The sequence below is a fragment of the Verrucomicrobiia bacterium genome (assembly GCA_035765895.1).
Classification (GTDB): domain Bacteria; phylum Verrucomicrobiota; class Verrucomicrobiia; order Limisphaerales; family DSYF01; genus DSYF01.
In genome coordinates this window covers 25120-47933 of record DASTWL010000092.1, presented here as the reverse complement: position 1 = coordinate 47933, position 22814 = coordinate 25120, and the positions used below count along the sequence as shown (strand labels likewise).

Annotated in this window: 18 protein-coding genes; 7 read left to right on the top strand and 11 right to left on the bottom strand. The window is 63.5% G+C overall.

Annotated features, from left to right (window positions below; genetic code table 11):
* Position 1: 1 nt before the first annotated feature.
* The 10 genes from VFV96_18545 to VFV96_18500 form a co-directional block, all read right to left on the bottom strand.
* Positions 2–739: a prolipoprotein diacylglyceryl transferase family protein gene (locus tag VFV96_18545; GenBank protein HEU5072405.1), complete on the bottom strand. Its 738-nt coding sequence runs from the start codon at positions 737–739 to the stop codon at positions 2–4.
* Positions 736–2130, bottom strand: a complete 1395-nt coding sequence (locus tag VFV96_18540) for a radical SAM protein (GenBank protein ID HEU5072404.1) — start codon at positions 2128–2130, stop codon at positions 736–738. The genes VFV96_18545 and VFV96_18540 overlap by 4 nt, the downstream gene beginning before the upstream one ends.
* Before the next feature lies 1 nt (position 2131).
* Positions 2132–2473, bottom strand: a complete 342-nt coding sequence (locus tag VFV96_18535; protein HEU5072403.1) for a hypothetical protein — start codon at positions 2471–2473, stop codon at positions 2132–2134.
* Between the two features lie 93 nt (positions 2474–2566).
* Positions 2567–4447 (bottom strand): TRAP transporter large permease subunit, encoded by a 1881-nt coding sequence (locus VFV96_18530; protein HEU5072402.1) that lies wholly within the window; start codon positions 4445–4447, stop codon positions 2567–2569.
* A 10-nt stretch (positions 4448–4457) separates the two neighbouring features.
* Complete coding sequence (dctP, locus tag VFV96_18525; protein ID HEU5072401.1) at positions 4458–5462, bottom strand: TRAP transporter substrate-binding protein DctP; 1005 nt, start codon at positions 5460–5462, stop codon at positions 4458–4460.
* A gap of 8 nt (positions 5463–5470) precedes the next feature.
* Positions 5471–6403 (bottom strand): TRAP transporter TatT component family protein, encoded by a 933-nt coding sequence (locus VFV96_18520; GenBank protein ID HEU5072400.1) that lies wholly within the window; start codon positions 6401–6403, stop codon positions 5471–5473.
* A 105-nt stretch (positions 6404–6508) separates the two neighbouring features.
* A complete protein-coding gene (locus VFV96_18515; GenBank protein HEU5072399.1) occupies positions 6509–10720 on the bottom strand; it encodes an ankyrin repeat domain-containing protein in 4212 nt (1403 codons plus the stop codon).
* 100 nt (positions 10721–10820) lie between these two features.
* Positions 10821–11897: an adenylate/guanylate cyclase domain-containing protein gene (locus VFV96_18510; protein HEU5072398.1), complete on the bottom strand. Its 1077-nt coding sequence runs from the start codon at positions 11895–11897 to the stop codon at positions 10821–10823.
* A 6-nt stretch (positions 11898–11903) separates the two neighbouring features.
* Complete coding sequence (locus VFV96_18505; GenBank protein HEU5072397.1) at positions 11904–12317, bottom strand: response regulator; 414 nt, start codon at positions 12315–12317, stop codon at positions 11904–11906.
* A complete protein-coding gene (locus tag VFV96_18500; protein HEU5072396.1) occupies positions 12314–15526 on the bottom strand; it encodes an MASE1 domain-containing protein in 3213 nt (1070 codons plus the stop codon). The genes VFV96_18505 and VFV96_18500 overlap by 4 nt, the downstream gene beginning before the upstream one ends.
* A gap of 227 nt (positions 15527–15753) precedes the next feature.
* Between VFV96_18500 and VFV96_18495 the strand changes: the two genes are divergently transcribed.
* From VFV96_18495 to VFV96_18470, 6 genes are all read left to right on the top strand, one after another.
* Positions 15754–16635: a LysR family transcriptional regulator gene (locus VFV96_18495; protein ID HEU5072395.1), complete on the top strand. Its 882-nt coding sequence runs from the start codon at positions 15754–15756 to the stop codon at positions 16633–16635.
* Positions 16636–16917: 282 nt separating this feature from the next.
* The gene (pilM, locus tag VFV96_18490; protein HEU5072394.1) at positions 16918–18003 is read left to right on the top strand and encodes a pilus assembly protein PilM; all 1086 of its coding nucleotides are present in this window, start codon (positions 16918–16920) and stop codon (positions 18001–18003) included.
* Positions 18004–18005: 2 nt separating this feature from the next.
* A complete protein-coding gene (locus VFV96_18485; GenBank protein HEU5072393.1) occupies positions 18006–18755 on the top strand; it encodes a hypothetical protein in 750 nt (249 codons plus the stop codon).
* A gap of 3 nt (positions 18756–18758) precedes the next feature.
* Entirely contained in the window at positions 18759–19337 is a 579-nt protein-coding gene (locus tag VFV96_18480) for a hypothetical protein (GenBank protein ID HEU5072392.1), read from the top strand.
* 9 nt (positions 19338–19346) lie between these two features.
* A complete protein-coding gene (locus VFV96_18475; protein HEU5072391.1) occupies positions 19347–19820 on the top strand; it encodes a hypothetical protein in 474 nt (157 codons plus the stop codon).
* Positions 19774–21648, top strand: coding sequence for a secretin N-terminal domain-containing protein (locus tag VFV96_18470; protein HEU5072390.1), 1875 nt, complete (start codon positions 19774–19776; stop codon positions 21646–21648). The genes VFV96_18475 and VFV96_18470 overlap by 47 nt, the downstream gene beginning before the upstream one ends.
* Positions 21649–21713: 65 nt before the next feature.
* On the opposite strand, the gene VFV96_18465 is transcribed toward VFV96_18470, so the two are convergent.
* Complete coding sequence (locus VFV96_18465; GenBank protein HEU5072389.1) at positions 21714–22070, bottom strand: DUF971 domain-containing protein; 357 nt, start codon at positions 22068–22070, stop codon at positions 21714–21716.
* A gap of 59 nt (positions 22071–22129) precedes the next feature.
* Between VFV96_18465 and VFV96_18460 the strand changes: the two genes are divergently transcribed.
* Positions 22130–22807 carry a metal-dependent transcriptional regulator gene (locus tag VFV96_18460; protein HEU5072388.1) on the top strand — a complete coding sequence of 226 codons (678 nt, stop codon included), beginning with the start codon at positions 22130–22132 and terminating at the stop codon, positions 22805–22807.
* Positions 22808–22814 lie beyond the last annotated feature (7 nt).

Sequence of the window (22814 nt, the reverse complement as noted above, 5' to 3'; positions counted from 1 at the left end):
TCTAGCGCACCGGGCCCGCGGCTTCAATCGGCGACGCTCTGGAACCGCCGGCGACCGCCGCGGAACGGCGCTGAAGAAAACGGACCGCGCCCAACGCCAGCAGCGCCAATGCCGCCATTTGATACCCGGTCAACGGCCCCAAAATTTGCGGCGTGTCCCGCCAGAATTCGTGCGCGAACCGGAAGGCGCCATACGCCATCAGGTAGAGATGAAAATGCTGGCCGGAGAAAATTCTACGTCGGCGCAGCCAGAGAACCGTTCCCAGCATCAGCGCATTGAAGAGCAATTCCGTGGCGGCCGCGGGCCAGCGCGCCACGCCCGCCGTGTCCCCCACGGCATACCACGCCGGCGCACACACGCGGCCCAGGCAACAGCCGTGCAAGAGGCAGCCCACGCGGCCCAGCATGATGCCCAGCGGCGCGATGACCGCGAACCAGTCGCCCGTCGCGCCGGAATGGGCCACCAGCCGCTTGGCGATTTCGACGCCCGCGTAACCCCCGAGCAGCGCGCCCGTGATGCTTTTGCCAGTGGCCAGCACGAGCCAGCGATTGGCGTCGTGCCAGTGCAGCCAGCCTTCCGCCGCGAGATAGACCAGTTTGGCCCCCAGAAAGGCGCCCGCCAGCGCCGCCACGTAAATTACCACGAGCCGCGCATCCCGCCGCGCCACGCGCGTCCACAGCCCAATGCTGACGCCGATGCCCGCAAGCATCAGCCAGCCGTAGGCAGTGGAGACATTCATCGGCAATCGGCGAATCCGGAGTAGTAACGGCAGAACGAATCCAGCTTTCCGTCCGGCCGGATGACGTGCGTGCAACAGCGGTCAATGCGATCCTCGTCCCACGTCAACGCGTCCATGAAGGGCTTGATGAACAGCCGGAACGTGTGCGTCTCGTCCAGCTCGAATTGCTTGAGCAGGTCGCCCAGCGGCTCGGATTCGCATCCGCACTTCATCAAGTCCTCCAGCCGGTAGCGCACCTTCGTGCCCAGAAAATCCTGCACGTTCGCAAAATCAACGAAGTCGCTCACCGACCGCACCTGACCGTCCAGCTTCAACAAATAACCGATCGTGGCGCAGTTCGGGTCGCCGCACGGCAGAGGCGTGAAATCTTCAAACCGCAAACAGCCGGCCGATTGCGCGACCGCCGCCAGAATGATGTCCGCCGTGTTCAAACGCGCCGCCGGCTTGGCCGCGGGCATGCGCCCGCTGCCGAACATTGGCTGGAAGCTGATGCCGCGCACGTTGGGCCAGCGCAGGCCAAATTCAATCGCCTCCCACAGGAACGCCAGATTCTCCGGCGTCACGGTCATCGCGAGCGTGACCGGCAGTTTCATTTCCCGGCAACGTTCGAGGCAGCGCTCCCGCGTCGCCCGCAAATCCGCGCCCCGCAGGAATTCCTGGCCCGCCGCCTGCGGACCATCGAATTGCAGGTAAAGCTGGAACCGGCCGGGGCGGAATGTCGCCGCGAGTTCCCGCGCGAAGGCTTCGTCGTGCGCCACGCGGACGCCGTTCGTGTTCAGCAGCACGTAATCAATGCCGGGCTGGGCGTGGAGCCACCGGAGCAGCTCGAAGAATTGCGGGTGCAACGTGGGTTCACCGCCGGACAGTTGCAAAATCTCAATGCCGCCTTTGCGGTCAATCACACCTTGAATGCGCCGTTGCAAGTCCGCCAACGGCACGGCATCCACCCGCGCGGCGGCGCCGGGCGGCGAATCCGCGTAGCACGTCGGGCAGGCAAGGTTGCACGAGTGAACAATTTCGATGAGAGCGAGGCAGGTGGACAATTTTTCCATCACGCCCACGGCGTCGCCGGGATGGGCATTGCGACCGAGCGTGCCAACGTTCGAACCGTCCGCCGAGCAGCAGGTGCCGGGCGAAGCTGCCCCGCCGGAGCAACACGCGTTCTCCGGCCGGCCCTTGGCCAGCCAGTAAAAGCGCGCATCGGACGCGAGACAGACGCTCGCCTCGCCATGCGTCGGACAAAGGCGCTTGAGCAGGACGCGCGCGGGAATTGACCCCGTGCGCCAGACTTCCGCCGGACAGGGCGCGTGACAAACGGGACAGCGCGACGTAGTGCGCTTCAGCAGTTCATCCGTCAGCCGCAACCGGGGCAATGAATCGCGAATGGCCACGTCAGTGGACGTTGAAATTGTAATTGCCCAGCAGGCACCCCGTGAAGCACAGCGCAAAACTCAGCGCGCCGAACACGATGAAGAACGCAAAGCTCAGGAGCACGACCGCATTCGTCGTCTGGCCGAGCCGGCGCGCGAGTTGAATGCCGCAGACCAGGCCCGCCAGCGCGCCGCCAACGAACGGGCACGCGACCGGGAAGCTCTGCCACCCGGCCATCGCCGTCAGCAACGTGAGAACCGGCGGCGCGAGCAGCACGGCGAAAAACAGGAACCAGTTGATGCGGCGGACCGCCATGGGCGGCGCTTCGCCGGGCAGCGGCGGGGGAATTTCGGTGGGGTTCATAAAGTTTCAAAGGTCAGTCCGCCACCGACCGGGAAAATTCCCTTCAGCGGTGCGGACCCGAATTGCGGACATACGGTCCGCCCGAGTTGGATGTCATTTGAACAGTCCGGGCAGCCACGTCGTCAGCCACGGCACGTAGGTGATCAGCAACACTCCGATCACCATCACGGCCAGCATGGGCAGGGATGCGCGCGTCACCTCGCTCATCGGTTTGTTGAAGCGATACGAGGCGAGCAGCAAATTGATCCCCACCGGCGGCGCCAGGAAGCCGAGTTCCATGTTGGCGAGAAAAATGATGCCCAGATGCACCGGGTCGATGCCGAACGCCGCGCCAATGGGCACCAGCAGCGGCACCACCACGACGATCGCCGCGTAAATCTCCACCAGTCCCCCGATGACGAGCAGCACCACGTTCAACACCAGCAGGAAAATCCATTTGGAATGAATCGTCGTCGTCGCCCACGCGACCGCCTGGTCGGGAATTTGCGCGTCAATCAGGTAATGGGTGAAACCCAGCGCCACGCCGAGAATCAGCAACACGCCGCCAATGAGCAGACCGCACTCCGTCATCACACGCGGCACGTCGCGGAACAGGTGCAGGTCGCGTTGAATCACGACGCTCACCACGAACGTGTAAAACGCCGTCAGCGCCGCGGCCTCCACCGGCGTCGCAAAACCGCTGAACAGCGACGTCAGGGCGACAACGGGCACGAGCAGCTCCCACTTCGCCGCCCAGGTGGCCGCCCACGCTTCGCGCGCCACGAACGGCGTGCGCGCGGAATCGCCCGCCCGCTTGCCGATGCGCAGCCCCCACAGAACCGTCAACCCCACGAGCAGCAGCCCGGGCAGGAAGCCGCCGAGAAAGATTTCCTTGATGCCAATGCTCACCTCGCCGCCGCTGCTGGCGATGATGGCGTAGAGAATCGGCGGCAGGCACGGGGGAAACAGCATGCCAAGCGAGCCCGCACCGGTCAGCAAGCCAAGCGAAGAACGTTCCGCGTAACGCGCGGAAACCAGCACCGGCATCAACACGCCGCCCAGCGCCAGAATGGTGGCTCCCGAGGCGCCGGTGAACGAAGTGAAAAACGCGCACACCAGCGTCGTCACAATCGCCGGCCCGCCGCGCAGGCTGCCAAACCACGCCTGGAACAAGCGCACCAGCCGTTTCGCCGCGCCGCCTTCCGCAAGGAAGTAACCCGCCAACGTGAACAGCGGCAGGCTTGGCAGGGTGGCGTTGACCGTGAGCTGGTAATGTTTCAGCGGAATCGGCCCCACCGGCTCGCCGCCGGACCACAGCATGATGAGCGCAATGCCGCCAAGCGCCGTAAAAATGGGTGCGCCAAAAATCACCGCCAGCAGCAGCACAATCATGGCCGGCCAGCGGAGATTTTCCGGCGGAATGCCCGCGTCCAGGGCCACCGCAATGAAGCCCGCCGCGAGAACCAGCGTGACCGCGCGCCAGCGCCAGCGATCGGCGGCGTGCCACACCAGCCGCACGGTCACCAGCGCGAAGCCGACAACAATGAGCGACTGCACCACCCAGCGCGGAATGCCAAAGGCAAACTCCTGCCCGAGCGAGCGCTGCGACATGACAAACTGCCAGCTGGCCGCCGTCAGCAGGGCGCTGATGGCGGCCGCAAAGCCATTGCTGAACACCCGCGCCGCCGTCAGCCAGCCGTCCTTGAGCCAGTGCGTCGCAACGGAAAGGGAGAGCAGCCGGTTTTCCCGCGCCGCCAGCGCGCCGCCGAGCATCCCGACGGCGAGCACGAGATGCTGCACCATCGTGGCCGAGGCCGGGACGCCGGTCTTGAAGAATTGCCGCAACGCCACCTCCACCACGGGCAGCAGCGTCATGGCCGCAAGCGCCGCCACGACAATCAGGTTTTCACCCTGACGCACGACCTTCCAGCCCGCCGGCAGATTGGCCGGTTCCGGGGCGGGAACTTCCGGGCTCGGTGCGGAGGAATGGCTCACGCGAGGGAAATCACTTCTTCTGCGCCCGGTATTCGGCGATGAACTTCATCGCCTGGTCAAAGATGTCCTCGGGCACGATTGAACCGCGAATTTTCGGATACACCGCTTCGGCCGCCTGCCGCCATTCGGCTTCGACGGCGGGCGGAATCTTCGTCACTTTCAAGCCGCGCTTCTCCATCGCCGCGACGGATTCATCCATTTCCCGGCGGCCGGCGGCTTTGATTTCCTGGCCGGCCGTGGTGGCGTCCGCCTGCAGCTTGGCACGGACTGCCGCCGGGATTTTCTCCCAGGTCTCCTTGCGCACGACGAGCGCGCCGACAATCGGAGCCCAGTTCACCTCGGCCATGTAAGGCGCCCGTTCGTCGATCTGGCTGGCCATCGCAAAAAACGGCGGCACGGGCACGGCATCGATAAGCCCGGTCTGCAAACTCGGCACGATGTCGGCCGTCTCCAGCGGCACAGCATCAAAGCCCGCGGCCTTGTAAATCTCCACCGACGCCGGCGTGCCCGACCAGGTGAACAGCTTCAACTTCTTGAGGTCGGCGGGATGCGTCACTGGTTTGTTGGAGAAGAAGCGCACCCAGCCCGCATCGGTCCAGAACAGCACCACGAAGCCCTTCCTCGCCATGCGCTCCTCCAGCAGGGGCCGCAATTTTTCGCCAACATAATCCACCTCGTCGAGGCTGTTGAAACCCATCGGAATGTTCTGGAGCCCCGAAACGCCCGGCTCGATTTCGGACAGCCCGACGGCGGTCAGCAACGCCGCCTGAAGCGAATCGAGCTTCATCAGGCCGACCATTTCGGCTTCGCCGCCGAGTTTGCCGCCGGCATACACGTTCAACTGCACGGTGCCGCCGGAATCCTTGCGCCAGGCCTCGGCCATGGTCATGAGGGATTTGTGATACGACGTGCCCACCGGCACCAGCGTGCCCAGCTTGAGCCGCGGCGCGGCCTGGGCGGTGGTCAGGGCGAGCGCCGCAACAATGGCGGCCATCAGAATGGGGATGCGTTTCATGTCAAAACTTAGTGCGACGCCGGCGGCGGCACGTTCAGAAATAAATCTTCCTTTTTCGTCAACAACCACCGTGCACGCCGCTGCATGATAAGGTTCACGAGGCGCGTTTGCGGATGCTCGTCCGGATTGATGGCAAGGGCGCGGTGCAGCAACGCCTCGAATTGCGGCAGGTCCTGCTGGGCCACGCACACGGACTCGGCATACGCCACCAACGGACCGGCCTCGTGACCGCCCGTCAATTCCATGGCCCGCTCAAAATGCTGTCGCGCGCGCGCCACCGGATCGCCCGGCACGCCCTGCCGGCTCATTTCGTAACTGATGAGGAACCCGTGAATGGCGCCCTCGTCCCAGCTTTCGTCCAGCACCAGCGCCCGGTCAATCAACGCCTCCATCTGCGGAATCTCGGCCAGCAGCGCCGGATCATCCTTGCCCAGCGAAATGGCCGCGCCCCACGCGGCCGCCGTCCAATACACCTGCGGCACATCGGCCTTTTTGAGCTGCGCCACCGCCTGACGCGGATGAGCCACGAGCGCGTTGGTGAAGCCCGGGTGCGCCGCTTCGAGACCGCGCAGGCCGTAGCCGCGCGCCCGCAGGTAAAGCCGCTTCGCCCGCGTGCGCAGCGCCTCGGCCCGCGCGAAGTCCGTGTCTTCGAGCTCGTCGGCGTCCTCCTGCACGAACGCGTAGCCGTATTGCGTGAACCCGCTGGAGGAGGCGAGCAACAAACCGCGATGCCGCGGGCTTTCCGCCAGCAGGGATTCCATCAACTTCAGGCTGAACGGCACGGCGGCCTTGACCAGGTCCGGATCATCATCGCTGGCGAACGTGCTGCCGCCGGACGCCAGCGCATCGCCCAGCTGGTTCACGGCAAGCCGCCGAAACGAACAGCCCGTGCCCAGCGAAGCGAGCACCAGGATCGCGAAAATGAGTTGCAGCCGTTTCATGTTCCGGGAAACCACCCACGGCGAACGCCGGGGAAGTTGGAAGGTGTTTTAGCAGGAAGCGGCTGCCAAGTGAAAATTGATTTATGTGAAGGACCGAAAGTTCCATCAATGTTGGGCCGCCGCCGCTTCCAGCTCCCGCAACCGGACCTCGCGCTGTGGCGACCGCTGCATGGCCGGGTCGTAACGGTAGGAGGTCCCCGGCGGCCAGGGAAATCCAAGGTGTCGGCCGCGCGTATTGGCCCGGGCAAGTTCCAGCGGCGTTTCCTTCTGGCGGTTCAGCGCCTTCAAGTCCGCGCCGTGCGCCAGCAACAACTTGAACATGTCCACCTTCCCCAAGTGCGCGGCCCAATGCAGCGGCGAGTTGCCGAAATAACCGCCCTGCACCGGCGAAATCAAATTCACGTCCGCGCCGCGCGCCAACAACAAGCCGGCGAAGTTGGTGTTTCCCAGCGCCGCCGCCAGATGCAACGGCCCCATGCCGCCCGGTCCCAGAATGTTGGGTGAGGCACCCGCGTCCAGCAGCACGCGCCCCAGTTCGACGGCATCGTTCATCGCGGCGGCGTGCAGCGCGGTCCAGCCGCCGGGAATGGGCGCGTTCACCGGCGCGCCGTGCTGCAACAGCCATTTCGCAACTTCCGTCCGGCCGGCCGTCGCCGCATCATACAGCGGCGTCGCGCCGTTGCGATTGGTCAGGCTGACGCAAGCGGGATCGGCCGTCGCGAAGGCGTCCAACGCAGCGATGTCGCCCTCCTCGATCGCGTCGAAGAACGTCGGACGGCAGCCCTGAATTCGCAGCCATTCCGCCAGGTCCGCGCGTTTCGCGGCGGTGGCACGAAACAGCAACGAGTGTCCGTCGCCATCGGCGGCCTCCACGGAGGCGCCCGCCGCCAGCAACGCCTGCAAGCCATCCAGCCGGCCGAACCGCACGGCTTCAAACAGCCACGCGTCAGGCACCGGACGAGGCGCAGCTTCCAGCAGTTTTTGAAATTCAGTCATCCGCCCCAGACGCAACGCCGAAAGCGCATCCAGCGGCGCGCCCAGTTCCAGCAGGCGGTTGATGTTTGTGGGATCGCCTGCATCCGTGGCCGCCATTAACGCCGTCGCCCCGTCGCGATTGGTCACCGTGGCCAGACTCGGATCCGCCGTGAGCCAGCCGTTCAAATCCGCCCGATCCCGCAGGCGAATGGCGTCGAAGAACCGATGTTGCGCCCCCGGTGGACGCACCTCCTGATCGAAAAAGCCCGGCGACCGCTCGACGGCCAGGCGCAGGGCGGTTTCGCCCGCGGCATTCTTCAGCGTGGGATCGGCGCCGATTTGCATCAACGCGCGCGCCAGAAAATCCTTGTCCGCCTTCAACGCCAGGTGCAACGGCGTGTCCCCCGCGCTGTTGGTGAAGTTCACCAGATGCTGGTTGGTCAATACGCGTTTGAAGCCCTCCATGTCGTCCCAGTAATTTTGCAGGTGCGGAATCCAAAGGTGAACGGGCGCGTCGCCCACCGGATCCCGCGCGGCGTAATCCCAGCGCGCATCAAACAGGATGGGGCCGATCTGGCCGAAGGGATGCACAAAGCCGTTGCTGGAAGACGCCAGCCAATGCAGCGGCGTCAGCCCGGCCCGGTCGCGGGCATTGGGCTGCGCGCCGTTCGTGAGCAGCAGCGGAACAAAGTCGCGCGCCGGATAGTCCCAGTTCGAAGCGTAGTTTCGCATGACCCAATGCAGCGGCGTGTCGCCGCGCGCGTCCGCCAGATTCGGGTCGGCGCGATTCGTCAACAACATCTGCACGAGCCGCGACCGCTGCCAGTCGTAGCCATCGTTACGGAACGACAACGCGAGGAGCAACGGGGTCTGCCCTTGCCGGTCGCGCACATTCGGGTCCGCGCCAGCGGACAACAAGGCCGACACACGATCGAGATTGTCGCGCGCGCCCAGCACGGCGACGTGCAACAACGTCCGCCCCCGCGCATCCCGCATGTCCACGCCGCGCCCGGCTTGCTTGAGCAGAAAGGCCAGCTGCGCAGGTGAAGCGTTTGTGACTGCGAGATGCAGCGGCGTGAGGCCGTTCGTGTCGGTCAAATCGAGCCGCGCCCCCGCGTTCAGCAAAACGGCCAGGCGGTTCGAGGTTTGGTTCAGGTCATACCAGTTCAACCAGTTGGCGCCGCACAGGACGTGCAACGGCGTCTGTCCAGCGTGATTGGTGGCATTCACACGCGCGCCGTTGTCGAGCAACCACGCGCTGAGACTGGTGTTCGTCCACACCGGTCCGGCCGGCGGGGTGAGGACTTTCTTGGTCATCAGCCAGCGCAAGGCGCCACCCACGAGGCCCGGCTGGGCCAGGCGATTGCGCTCCCACCGCTCCCACCATGACTGGGCGGCCTCGTGATTGACCATGTCATCCTGCTCGGCCGCGAGCAGGTGCAACGCCGTGTTGCCGTCGTGATCGGCGGCATTGAGGTTGGCGCCCGCTTCGCGCAGAAACGTTATGGCGTCCCACCGCCTGGCCGTGGCCGCCAGTTCGAATGGTGTGCGGCCCGAACCATCCGGCGTATCGAGCGCGAGCCGGTGCGCGGACAGCACCCGCAAGGTGGCCACGTCGCCCCGCACCGCCGCCAGGTGCACCAACGTGCTGCCGCCGAGGCCGTTGGTGGGACTGGCCCCGGCGTCGAGCAGCGCGGCGACTTCGGGGCTCATGCCGGCTTCCACGGCCGCGCGCAACGGCGTCTGGCCGGCGTGATTCGTCACCTCCAACGGCGCGTGCGCCCGCAGCAGCAGCGCCAGCGCGTTGGTCTGCCACGTGCGTGCGGCCAGGTGCAAGGGCGTGTCGCCCGTCTCGTCGGCGCGCTGCACGTCCGCCTTGGCCGTCAGCAACGCGTGCAGCAAGGTGGCGTTGCCAGCCTTGGCGGCGAGATGCAAGGGCGTCGTCCCGGCCGGGATGTCGCCGAGGTTGCGCGCGAACCGCACTTTCCGCGTGGTCGCAACGGAAGGATCAGCGCCCGCCTGCAACAACCGTTGAACCACCCGAACAATCGGTTCATCCGGCGCCCCCGGCCGCGCCAAACCCGAACGCCCCGGCATCACCATCTGCTGGCGCACCGCCATCGGGCCGAATGCAACCATGCCACCCCAAGGCGCATTCAACGCCGCGTAGTGCAGCGGCGTGCGGCCGTAACCGTCGCGAGCGCCGGCCAGATGCGGATTTTCGCGCAACAAGGCCGCGAGTTCGTTGGTGCGGCCCAGTCCCGCCGCGGAAAACACATCCAGCCGCGCGCCCTGCGCGAGCAGGAAGTCCGGGATGCTGGCGGGCAACGCATTGGTGTTCGACGTGGGTGACGCTGGTCCAATACCGGACCCGATCCAAGTGAATCCGGGACTGACCGACTGGAACGACAGTCCGCGACCGACCAGTTCCTGCAACGGCGTCAGCCCTGCGGCGTTGGTCTGATCGATGGTGAATCCGGCGTGAAGGAGGAATGCGACGAGATTGGTGCGCTGCCAGCACACCGCCAGATGCAGGGCCGTGTCACCGAGCGGGGTGAGCCGCGCTGGACCGGGCTGGTTCGTCAGCAACAAATCGCCGAACAACGCCTGTGGTGGCGACGAACTGGGCCCCGACCAAAGGCGCGGGCCGAAGCCAAACGAACGATAGTTGCTCTCGCGGCTCAGGCATTCTTCCACCAGCGAAACCGGGCTGCCCGCACGCACAGGCGCGAACGGATCGAGCCCGTGTTGCAACATCAGCGGCACCAGATTCGTGATGCCCGGCTCGCCAGGGTTGCCCGGATACCAACTCTCGAAGAAGACGCCCGCGGCGCTGCGCCCGAAACGATTCGTGCCCATCACCGAAGCGCCCGCCTCGATCAACTGGCAGGCCATGTTCCACCGGCGGGACTGGAGCGCCTGCACGAGCGGTGAATCGTTGAACGGCCCGGCCACATCGGGATTCGCCTTTTGCTGAAGCAGGAAGGCCAGCAGCTCGGGCTGGTTCTGCGACACGGCGCGATACAACAATGGTTGCCCGTATTGTTGCAGGTCGTCGACGCGACCGGGAAACTCCTTCAACCACGCCGCGGCATTGGTGAAGTCGCGCGTCTCAATCGCTTTGACGATGGCGGAGGCGAGCCAGTTGGAGCGGCCCAGCGTTTCGGCCTGCCGGGTGATTTCGGCCGGCGTCAACGACGGCTGGCGGCCCTGAAGCTGAAGACGCGCCGAGCGGATTGCGTTGGTCAGCGCCGCGTCCGGCGGCGGGCTGTTTTGCGCCGCGGCGCCGAGCAGCCCCAGCCCCACGGCCGCAATTGTTAACAGGCCTCGCATGAGTGGCATGACTTTAAAGGGTCAGACGGACGGAACAAGCGATTTGCTCCCGCCCAAACCCCGGTCATGCCCGGCCGCGCGGCCCGCCGGCCGGTGCCGCCGAAGCGGCTCAAATGCGGCCCAACAACTGATAAACCGTCACCGCCCCGTGGCCCTTGACCGGCACGCCCTCGCGACGTTGGAAGCGATGGCTGTGTTTAACGCGTTCGAAGGTGGCGCCCGAAACCGTGATGGTGCCGGGCTCGCCGGCGGCTTCCAGCCCGAAGGCCAGGTTGACCGAATCGCCCCACAGGTCGTAGCTGATTTTCTTCCGGCCAATCACGCCCGCCACGACGGGCCCGGTGCTGATGCCCATCCGAACGCGGATGGAGGTGCTGTATTCGCGATTGATGCGCTCCACTTCGGCGCGCAGGGCCAGCGCCAGCCCGGCCACGGCCTCCGCGTGATCCGCGCGCGGCTGCGTCAGGCCTCCCGCCACCATGTAGGCGTCGCCGATGGTTTTGATTTTTTCGAGCCCCTGCCGCGCCACCACCTCGTCGAAGGCGCAAAAGATTTCGTTCAGCAGACTGACCACCTGATCCGGGCTGATGTGCGCGGACAATTCGGTGAAACCAACGAGGTCCGCCACCAGCACGGTGACCTCCGGATGATGCTCGGCAAAGTGCGTCTCCCCCCGCTTCATGCGCTCGGCGATGGCGGGCGGCAGGATGTTCCGCAGCAGGCGTTCCGATTTTTCCTGCTCCTGCTGCAATTGCGCAAAGAGGCGGCGCAGCTGAGCGGCATTGCGCACGCGCAGGGTCAAATCCTGAATGTCCACCGGCTTGTTCAGAAAGTCGTTGGCCCCGGCGGCCACGCCCATCATGCGCTCCTTGCGTTCGGAAAGCGCCGTCACCATCAGCACCGGAATGCCCGCGGTCGCGGGGTTGTTTTTCAAACGGCGGCACACCTCGAAACCGTCCATGCGCGGCATCATTACATCGAGCAGCACGACATCGGGTGGCCGTTCGGCGATCTGTTGCAGCGCCTGCTCGCCATCTGCGGCTTCGGCGATTTCGTAGCCGTGCGCCTCGAGGGAATCGCGCAGCAGCATGCGGTTTTGTTCTTCGTCGTCCACCACCAGCACATGTCCCCGGGGGGGCGGTGTGGCGGGGTGGACCGGTTTGGCTTCGAGTGTCGTTGTGTTCATGTGTCCTTAATTCGTGGGGGTATCGATGGTCCGGCGCAAATGGGCAAACGCGATGAACCCGGCCACCTTCTCGACAAAGGTGCGGGTGTCGATGGGTTTGGTGAGGTAGCCGTCGCAACCGGCAGCCCGGGCGATTTCCTCGTCGCCCTTCATTGCATGTGCGGTCAGGACGATGATGGGCAGATCAGTCGTCAACGGTCCGGTGCGCAACGCCCGGATGGCGGCGAGACCATCCATGCCGGGCAGGCTGAGATCCATAAGAATCAAATCCGGCAGATGCTGGGCGCGGTGCAAGCCCTCCTCGGCCGTGCGGGCGGGCCAGACGACATAGCCGGCGGCCTCCAGCAGGTCGGTCACCAGTTCCAGGTTGAGCACGTTGTCCTCAACCACCAGCACGCGATGGGGCGAAGGATTGTTCATGTTTGGACGGTGGCTTCGGCGGTTGCCTCCAGCCGCGCCAGGTCTTCAAACAACCCGGCGTGATTGGTCTTGAAGGTGATGGAGTGGACGTGGGCCGCGAGGCGCTGGCGCTCGTCTTCGTTCAGCACCGTGCCCGTATGAATCAGAATCGGAATCTGCCGGGTCTCGGGCCGCGCCCGCAGCTGGTCCAGCACCTGACGGCCGTCGCATTCCGGCATGCTCAGGTCGAGAATGATGGCATCCGGATGAAATCCGGCGGCGAATTCAATGCCCCGCCGGCCATCCGTGGACGGCAGCACTTGAAATCCCTTGTAAAGGAGCGTCTTGGTCAACAGCTCCAGCAACGCCGGCTCGTCGTCGATCACCACCACGGTGCGGACCTCCTTGGCACTGGTGGATGCCGTCGGGCGAATCGCCTCCACGAGCCGCGGCCGGAACGGTTCCCAGCCGGCGTCACTTTCAGTCCACAGTTTGAAGCCGGGCGAACCATCGGCCGTGGTGGAGAACACGATCGCCGGCGTCCCGCCCGGAATCATGGAACGCAGATCAGCCGTCCCGGCGTCGCCCGCCGGCAGCAACTGTTCATCCATGGCCACCGCGTAAGGCCGGCTGCGCTGCAATTCACTGCGCAGCGCCGCCACGCCCGGCACCGCGGCCACGCCGTAGCCCGCGCGCCGCAGGCAATCGCTCACCAGCTGCTGCCGTTCTTCAGCCGTTGCCACCACGAGCACCAGTGGCCGCAGCACGCCGTCGCTGGAGGCGAATTCGCCCGGCCGTTCATCGTTCCGCACCAGTGGCAGCAAAAACGTGAAGGTGCTGCCCCGCCCTTCGACACCTTCGCTCTCCACCCACAACCGGCCGCCGTGCAACTCGACCAATTTCCGGGTCAACGTCAACCCGAGCCCCGTGCCCTGTTGTTGCCGGCCGTAGGAGGAATCCACCTGCTCAAACTCATGAAAGATGCGTTCATGATCACGCGGGTGAATGCCGATGCCGGTGTCGCCAACGCCCACGCGCAGCCAGCCCGACACAGTCGGATCCGCGTCAGCCCCGGCGGGTTCGCCGGTGGCTGTGACGGTGACGCGCCCGGCATCGGGCGTGAACTTGATGGCGTTGCTGAGCAAGTTATACATGATCTGCTTGAACTTGCTTTCGTCAGCGTTCAGCGGCGCGAGGTCCGCCGCCACCTTCATTTCCAGTGCGATGTGCTTTTTGTTCGCGAGGGATTTGACGATGGCCTGCACGTTGTTCAACGCGTCGCCCACGTTGAACGCGGTGCGGGCCAGCTCCATCCGGCTGGCCTCGACTTTGGAGAGATCAAGGATGTCGTTGATCAACTGGAGCAGGTGCCGGCCGCTGTTCAAAATGTTGCCGGCGTAGCGCAACTGGCGTTCGTTTAGCGGACCGAATGTTTGATCGCCGAGGATTTCGGAGAACCCGATGATGGCGTTGAGCGGCGTGCGCAACTCGTGGCTCATGTTGGCGAGGAACTGGCTCTTGGCCCGGTTCGCCGCCTCCGCAGCCTCCTTGGCCTGTTGCAGCGCTTCCTCCGACCGTTTGCGCTGGGTGATCTCCGACAGCAACCCGTCCGTGCACAACACGCCATCCGCCACGCGCGTCGCCGTCGCCCGGCTCTGGAGCCAGATCCATTCGCCGTCGGCGCGGCGGAAGCGATATTCGACGTCCAGTTGTTCGCCGCCCTCGAACAGTTTTTGATACGCCGTTTCCACCTGGGCCACGTCATCGGGGTGGATGCCGTCCAGCCACCATGCGCCCGGCAGCGACATGATTTCGCGCGGCTTGAAGCCAAGGATGGTCTCGACGTTGTCGCTGATGTAAATCAACTCGCGGCGGGCGTTCACCGTCCACACCACGTCGGGAATGTTGGCCACGAGCGAACGATATTTTTTTTCACTGGCCTGCAGGGCCTGTTCGGATTGTTTGCGCGCGGTGATGTCCTGAATGACGGCCTGAAATTCATGCGGCCCGTCGCCCTCGGGAAACAGATGCCGCACGGTGAACTGCTGCCAGAGTTCCGCGCCGTCCGCGCCGGCGACGCGGTGGTCGAACGAAACCGCCGGCTGCGTCGGCGGCAGATCATTGAAATAACTCAACGCCACCGCGCGATCTTCGGCATTGAGCGTTTGCAGGAAATTTGTTCCCAGCAGTTCCGCCTGGGTCCGGCCGCGAAACCGGCAGTAGGCGCCGTTCACAAACGTAATCTCGCCGGTGGGCGTAAACCGGCAGATAAGATCAGTCTGATCCTCCACCACCGCCCGAAACCGTCGTTCGCTCTGGGACACGGACCGCTCGGCCAGCCGGCGTTCGGCGGCGGCCGCGGCCAGCAGCATGTTCGTGACTGCCAGAATGCCGATGTAACTGCCAATCAGCATCAAGCTGTCCCGCTCGGTGTGCGTGACAAAGGGCCCGCGCCCGTGGAGCAGCGAGTGAATGGCCAGCACACTCACCACCAGGGTGCCGGTGGTCGCGCCCCGCTGGCCAAACCGCAGCGCGCCCCAGACGAGAAAGGGGAAGGGCAGATACGCCAGCGGATAATTTTGAATGCCGTAAACAAACCACGATTGAAACGAAATCAGTGTGCCCACGACGAGCCCGACGGCACAGATCACCGCTTCCGCGACCAGCCGGGGCTGCCACGAAATGCTGGCGGCCGGCGTGGCCCAGGTAATCAGAAACGGCGCCACAACCAGGGCGGCAAGCGCGTTGGGCACCCACCATTCCAGAATGCCCGGAAACAAATTCGTCCACGCCACGTTGCCGGCGTAGGCGAGCCCGACGACGTTGAAGGCGGCATTGACCGTGGTGCCGAGGAAACACGCGAGGCCGATGTAGCCCACGACGCCGCGCGTGCTTTCCATCGCATTGTTGAAGACAAAACTCTGCCGGAGCAGGAAGGCGCACACCACCGCGCCGACGGTGTTCCCGACCGCGGTGCCGAAGGTGAAAAAGCCCAGCGGCACGCCGTTCATGAGGGAGAACAACACGGCGCCCAGCGCCACGCCCGGCCAGAACCGGTAGCCGAACAACAAAATGGCCGCCAGGGCGATTCCTGCCGGCGGCCAGACGAGGGCGACGCTGCCCGACATGAACGAGGCCTGCTTCCCCAACATGCCGCCCACAAAATAAAAGGCCGTGAGGATCACCACGCGGGTGAACGTCGTCAGATTCTTGTTTTGGCTGAATTTCAAGCGTCCAGCGGCGGCGGCGAACTCCCTACCGGCGAGCCCCGCGGCGCATCCACGCCACCAACGGCCCGTTCACCGGCCGGAATTCGGCCACACCAACCTCATGTATCGGCGGATTCCGGGTTGGACTTTAGGCAAAAACTTTGTGCGATCGCCGAACACCGCCGGTGGCTGAACGCTTGCAATTCGAAGGCGGGGTTTCCAGCATGCCGGCGGTTGCCCGGAAGCCTATGAATATTCACCACTTGGAGCTGTTTTACTATGTGGCCCGTCATGGCGGCATCACCGAAGCCGTGCGCAACATGCCTTACGGCATCCAACAACCGGCCATCAGCGGCCAGGTGGCCCAGTTGGAGGAGCATCTGGGCGTGACCCTGTTCCACCGGCGTCCCTTCGCCCTCACGCCGGCCGGCGAGAAGCTTTACCAGTTCATCCAGCCCTTCTTTGCCAATCTGGGCGCCCTCGAAACCGAACTGCAAGGCGGCCAGGCCCAGCACATCCGCATCGGCGCCTCCACCATCGTGCTGCGCGACCACCTGCCGGACCTGATCCAGCATGCGCAAAAAAAACTGCCGCAGCTGCGCGTGGCGCTGCGCGAGGGTTATCAGGGCGAATTGGAAAGCTTGTTGTTGCGGGAGGAAATCGACCTCGCGGTCACGCTCATTGAAAAGCGCGCCACCCCGGGCATCAATTCGCAGGTGCTGCTGGAGCTGCCCCTGATGTTGCTCGTGCCCGCCAGCAGCAAGATCACAAACGCCGAGCAGTTGTGGGAACAGGACCCCATCAACGAGGCGCTGATCTGCATGCCCGCCGCGGAGGTCATCACCAAACATCTGCAACAAACGCTCGCCCAACGGGACATCGACTGGTTTCCGAGCATTGAAGTAAGCTCGCTGGATTTGATTCAAACCTACGTGGCGCATGGATTTGGCGTGGGCATCGCCGTGCAGATTCCGGGCGTCAAAATTGGACCGGGCGCCCGCATCGTCCCGTTGCCGGACTTCCCGAAAGTGGCCGTCGGCGCCCTGTGGCGCGGCCGCGCCACGCCGCTGATTCAACTCTTCGTCGAGGCCTTGCAACAGCGGGCCCGGCAACTCGCCAAGATTGGTTGAAGAACAAGGCAGGATTGCCCTGCCTTTGGACAGCCGCCGGACGCTCACCGGCGCGCCGGATGGCATTTCTCAGTTTCAGCAGGCCGTTTTCGCATAATTGCGCAAGCTGGCGCGGCGGTTGCTAATAGCCAGCCGACTGCGGGAGAAATTGCAGCACCGCGGGTCGCCGGGCTCGGAACGGCGGGAACGTTGGTTCTGCCCCGGAGACAGTTTGTGCGCCGCTGTTCGGCGCCACAAGGTTGCCGGCTTGAACGCAAAAAATTTTACCGAACACGAAACGCCATGGCGCTGCCATTTCTAAACAGCTCCGGCCCCAAGAAACGGGATAGCATCATCTCCGTCGATTTGGGGGGACGCACCACCAAGGCCATCCACCTGCAAAAGAAGGGGGACAAATTCATCCTCACCGGCTTTGCAGTGCTGGACGCGCCCATTTACGAGAAGAGCCTGTCCGCCGACATGCTGGGCGAACATTTGAAGGCCGTGGCGGAGGCGCTCAACGCGCGCACCAAGGCCACGACGCTCGTGCTGGGGGTGAATGATTCCGTCGTCCGCCACGCCGAGCTGCCGCTCATGCCGGTGGACGACATGCGGCAGGTGTTGAGGATGAATTCAAAGAACTACCTGCAGCAGGATCTGCCCGGCTACGTTTTCGATTGCTTCATTGCGCCTTTGAGACAGGCGCCAACGGCGCCCAGCGCCGAAGGCAAGGCAAAGCTGCCCACCGGCCTGCAAAAACACCGCGTGCTCGTGGGCGGCGCACGCCGCCAGTTGATGGACGACCTTCAAGAGGCCATCAAAGGCGCCGGACTGAGCGCGGAGAGCGTCACCCCGGCCATCGTCGGTCCGGTCAATGCGTTTGAGCTGGCCATGCCGGAAATTTTTGCTCGCGAAAACGTCGCGCTGATTGATGTCGGCTTCAAAAACACCACCATCAGCATTTTGCAGGAAGGCGATCTGGCCCTGAGCCGCGTCGTCAACATCGGCGGCGACAAATTGACCGCCAGCCTGGCGGAAGCGATGGGCATCAGCTACGCCGAGGCCGAGGGCATCAAGGTCGGCATGGCTTCCGAGGTCCAGCCGCATCTGGAGCCGATGGTCACGGCCCTGGGCCGCGAGCTGCGCGCATCCATTGACTATTTCGAGCACCAGCAGGACAAGATCGTCTCGCAGATTTTTGTCTCGGGCGGTTCCTCCGGCTCCGAACTCATCAACCAGTTGCTGCAGGTCGAGCTGATGGCAGAATGCAAAACCTGGAATCCAACCGTTTTTCTGCAACCCGCCCTGCCCCCGCAACAAACCGCTGAACTGGATGCGGTCGCCCCGCAACTTACCGTGGCCATCGGCGCTGCCGTGGCCGCCCTGTAACCATGCCTATACGACTCAATCTACTTGCAGAAGCCCAGGCGGCGGAGGAATTGCGCCGCAAGGATCCCGTCAAGCGCGCCATGATCTTTGGCGCCCTGTGCGTGGCGCTCATGGCCGTCGCCTCGGTGGTCATTCAGTCCGATGTGATCCGCACCGACGCCAAGGCCAAGGGCTTCGCCCGGGAAATCCAGGCCATCACCAACGACTACGCCGAAGTGATGGGAGACTACAACAAGCTGCAGCAGCTCAACCTCAACGTCCGGGGGCTGAACATCCTCGCCTCGGAACGGTTCCCTGAAGGCAGCCTGTTGAACGCGCTGCAAAAAGTTTACGTGGACAACGTCCAGCTCATTCACCTGCGCACCGAGTTCAACTACACGGTCACCGACGAGTCGAAGTCGAAGTCAGCGGACAAAAAGGTGCTGAAGCCCGCCACGTCCGCCGAGAACATCACGCTTGTGCTGGAGGCCCGCGACGCCAGTCCGAACCCCGGCGATCAGGTCAACAAATTCAAGGAGGCGCTGGCCAAAAACAATTACTTGTCCAGCTTGATCGGCACGAACAACGAGCTGCGCCTGGTCAGCCTTTCGCCCCCGCAGGTCTGGCCGGAAACCGGACGGCCGGTGGTGCAGTTCACCCTGCAATCGCAGTTGCCGGAAAAGGTCCGCCTGCCGATTACGTCATCCACCCGTTACGCGCCCTCCACCGGGAAAGCGAAGCTCGTTGCCAAAAAAGCCACCCCTGAGGATTAACCCATGAACAAGCTGCCCAAGGAAAAGCGAAACAAGGTCATTCTGGTCTGGCTCGTCACGGTCATGCTGGCTGCGGCGTGGGGCTTTGCCATCCTGTCCTACCAGCTCGATGCAAAACGGCATGCATCCGACACCACGGAGAAATTGAAGAACCAGCTTGCCGACATGCAAAAAATGCTGGCGCGCAAGGATCAGATCCAGGCGGACCGCGACACCGAACAGGAGAAGCTCGATGCGTTGGAAAGCCAGATGGCCAGCGGCGACATCTACTCGTGGGTGGTCACCACCATGCGCAACTTCAAAGAGGGCCGCAAAATTGACATCCCGCAAATCAGCCAGCCGAACCGCACGGAGAACACGCTGCTGCCCAAGTTCCCCTACTCCCAGGCCACGCTGACCGTCGCCGGCACGGCCTATTATCAGGATCTCGGCATGTTCATCGCCGACTTTGAAAATCAGTTCCAATTCGCGCGCATCATCAACCTGGACGTGACTCCGAACACCGGCCAGGCGGCGAGCGAGCCGGAAAAGCTCACGTTTAAAATGGACATCGTCTTCCTGGTAAAACCGAATCAGTCCTGAGGCCCGTCGATGAAAACACTCCCACAATTCCGCTACTCATTGCTGGCCGGCCTGGCGCTTTCATCGGTCCTCATGGTGACGGCCAAAGCCGCCACCGCGACGAACGCACCGGCCAAAGCGAAACCGCAACCCGCCGCGACCAATTCGGTGATTGAGATTCCCAAGTCCGAATTCTCCATCCCCACCACGGTCGCCGACGGCCGCGATCCCTTCTTCCCAAATTCGAGCCGGCTGGTGGCCAAGGCGGCCACCGGCAAGACTCCTGCAGCCCCGGTTGTGAGCCTGGTCCTGCAAGGCATCTCCGGCACCGAAGCGAAACGCTTCGCCCTCATCAGCGGCCGCACGATGGTCGTTGGCGAAGAAGCTGACATCGCTGTGGACAAGTCCCGCGTCCGTGTCCGCTGCCTTGACATCCGCGAAGACTCAGTCGTCGTCGATGTGGACGGCAAACAGCAGGAACTCAAGCTGCGTCCCGGACTTTGACATACACCGCCGCCCGTGCCCACCAAGGCATGTCCCAAGCACGGACAATCAGCCACACAACTGTGCGCAACTTGGATGGCAAAGCGGCAAAACCGGCCCGAAACCGTGCTTGGCACCCGGGCTGCTAAAATTCCCTCGTATTGGCCGAAAACAAATTAACAAACGGGCGATGGCCCTGAACAACAACAACCGCATGAAACCGAAACTGATCCTAACCACCCTGGGCGTCCTGGTGGCCACCGCCATGATGACTCACGCACAACAGTCCGCCGAGCCGGCGACACCGGCCCCGGCGGAAACTCCAGCAGCCGCCCCGGCGGAACAACCCGCCGCGAGCCCGGCACCCGTCGTCGCCGAAGCAACGCCGGCCCCGGCTGCCGAAACCGCCGCCCCGGCCACCGCAGCCGCTCCGGCTGCCACGGAGGCCGCCGCCGCCCCGACCGGCGGATCGTCAGGCGTCATTCCGCTCATTGTCATCGACGACACTCCCCTGCTCGATGCGATCCGCAATCTCGCGCGCCAGGCGGGCATCAATTTGATGATCGATCCCAAAGTGGCTTATGGCCAGGTTGGTCCGGACGGCAAGGCCGCGCCGCAGCCGACCGTGTCCATCCGTTGGGAAAACATCACCGCCGAACAGGCCTTCAACGCCCTGCTGAGCAACTACGGTTTGCAAGCCGTGGATGATCCGAAAGTCAAGATCACCCGCGTCACGGTGAAAGATCCGGCCGCGCCCGATCCGCTCGTCACCCAGACGATTCAGTTGCAATACGCCAGCCCGAGCAACGTGCTCGCAGCCGTCACTGCCTCCTTCACCGACAAGCGCAGCAAAGTGGTCGCCGACACGCGCACCAGCCAGTTGGTGGTCGTTTCCACCGAGAAGGAATTGAACGATGTGACGAACCTCGTTGCCCGCCTCGATACGCGCACAAAACAGGTCCTGATCGAAGCGCGTTTGGTGGAAACGTCAATGAATCCAAGCACGGTCAAGGGAATTGATTGGTCCGGCACACTCAAAGGCCAGAACGTTAGCTTTGGCAACAATCGCCAGTTTGGACCGGTTAATAGCGCATCCGAGCAAGCTCCATTGGCGTCTGATTACTCGAAAGTCATTCTTGGCACGATGGGAAGCCCGGCCACTGCCTTCTTGAATGCTGACGGAGTTAATGCGGTCTTGTCTTTCCTCAACAATGACACGGAGTCGAAAATCCTTTCGTCTCCCAGGACCGTCACATTGGACAACGACACCGCACACATTGAAGTCGGCACTGAATATCCAATCATCAATGTCACTGCGGGCACCGCAAACACGACTGGCGGGTCGCAAATCGCCTACTCCAACTTGACGGTCCGCCTCGATGTGACTCCCCGTATCTCCGCCAACGACTTCATCAACCTGAAGGTGAGTCCGCGCGTGATGCGACTGGATAGTGTGCAAAAGTTCAACGTGGGCGGCCAAGGCTTTGATGTGCCAATCTTTGCCACGCGGACGCTTGAAACCAGCGTCATGATTCCGAGTGGCAACACACTCGTCATGGGTGGCTTGATCCAAGACAATACCAGCACTGGCAACGTCAAAGTTCCGGTTTTGGGAGACATTCCAGGACTTGGCTTGCTCTTCCGACAGGATAAAAAGAGCCGCGAGAAGGGTAACCTGATTGTCTTCATCACGCCAACCATCGTTCAAGACGAAGACTTTCAGCCGACGAAAACCACTTACCTGAAAACGGCTATGCCCAATGACGACTCCGGCGAACCCGACTGGAGCGCTTGGGACAGTGGCAAGCCCTACGATTGGAGCAAGCGCGACGGTTCGACCGTCAAGTAAACCTCCATCGGCAAACTCTCACACCGCTGCTGGTCATCCCAGCAGCGGTTTTTTGTTCACCCGCTTCAGGCATCCGCCACGCGGGCAAGATAATCATACGAGTAAATGCCGCTGTTGTGCCCGTCTTCCCACGACGGCTGGAGGGCGTAGGTGCCAACCGGCGTGATGCGCCGCAGCCGGAACGACTCGGGACGCAAGGCAATATCCGGGCCCTTGTAAAGGTTGCCCAATACGTCCATCTCCCCTTTGCATCCAGCGCACGGACAGGCCCGGCGCAGTTTTTCCAGCGGAATGAAGGATTCCGTGCCGTCCGCCCATTTAATTGCCAATTCGTTTCCGACCTGTTGCACATCCACGAGTTTCACCCGGCCATCCTGCCCGAGGCGGCCGCCGCGGACAACCGGGCAATTCCACCGCCACACCCTGCCCAATCTCGGATTGACATTCCTAAATAATTTATTAGTTTTGCCTAAATTATGTTATGCGCACCGAGGCGGTGGAAGATTACTTGAAGGCCATCTTTCTGGTGGAAGCTGACCAGGGCGAGGCAACCACCGTGCTGTTGGCCGAGCGGCTCGATGTATCGGCGCCCAGCGTGACGGGCATGCTGAAAAAACTGGCAGAACTCAAACTCGTGAAGCATGCCCCCTATCATGGGGTGGTGCTGACAACCGCCGGACGCAAGATTGCGCTGGAAATCATCCGGCATCATCGCCTGCTGGAGCTCTACCTGGCCGAGGCGCTCGGATATTCCTGGGACAAGGTGCACGCCGAGGCTGAAAAACTGGAGCATCACATCTCGGAGGAGTTCGAGGATAAAATCGCCGCCCTGCTCGGCCATCCGGAAACGGATCCGCATGGCGACCCCATCCCGGCCAAGGACGGCACCCTGCCCCGGCAAACCACCCTGCGTCTGGCCGAAGCCGGGGAGGGCGAATGCGTGGTCGTGTCGCGCGTCATGGCGCAGGACTCCCTTCAACTGACTTATCTTGCCTCGCTCGGCATCCGGCCCACCGCCTGCATCGAGGTCATCGGCAAGGCCCCCTTCGAAGGTCCGCTCCACCTGCGCGTCGGCTCGAAGGAACATCACGTCGCCTTCAATCTCGCGCGCCAGATCTGCGTGGCGCACGCGGATTCCCCGGACGAAGCCGCACGTTGACACACCA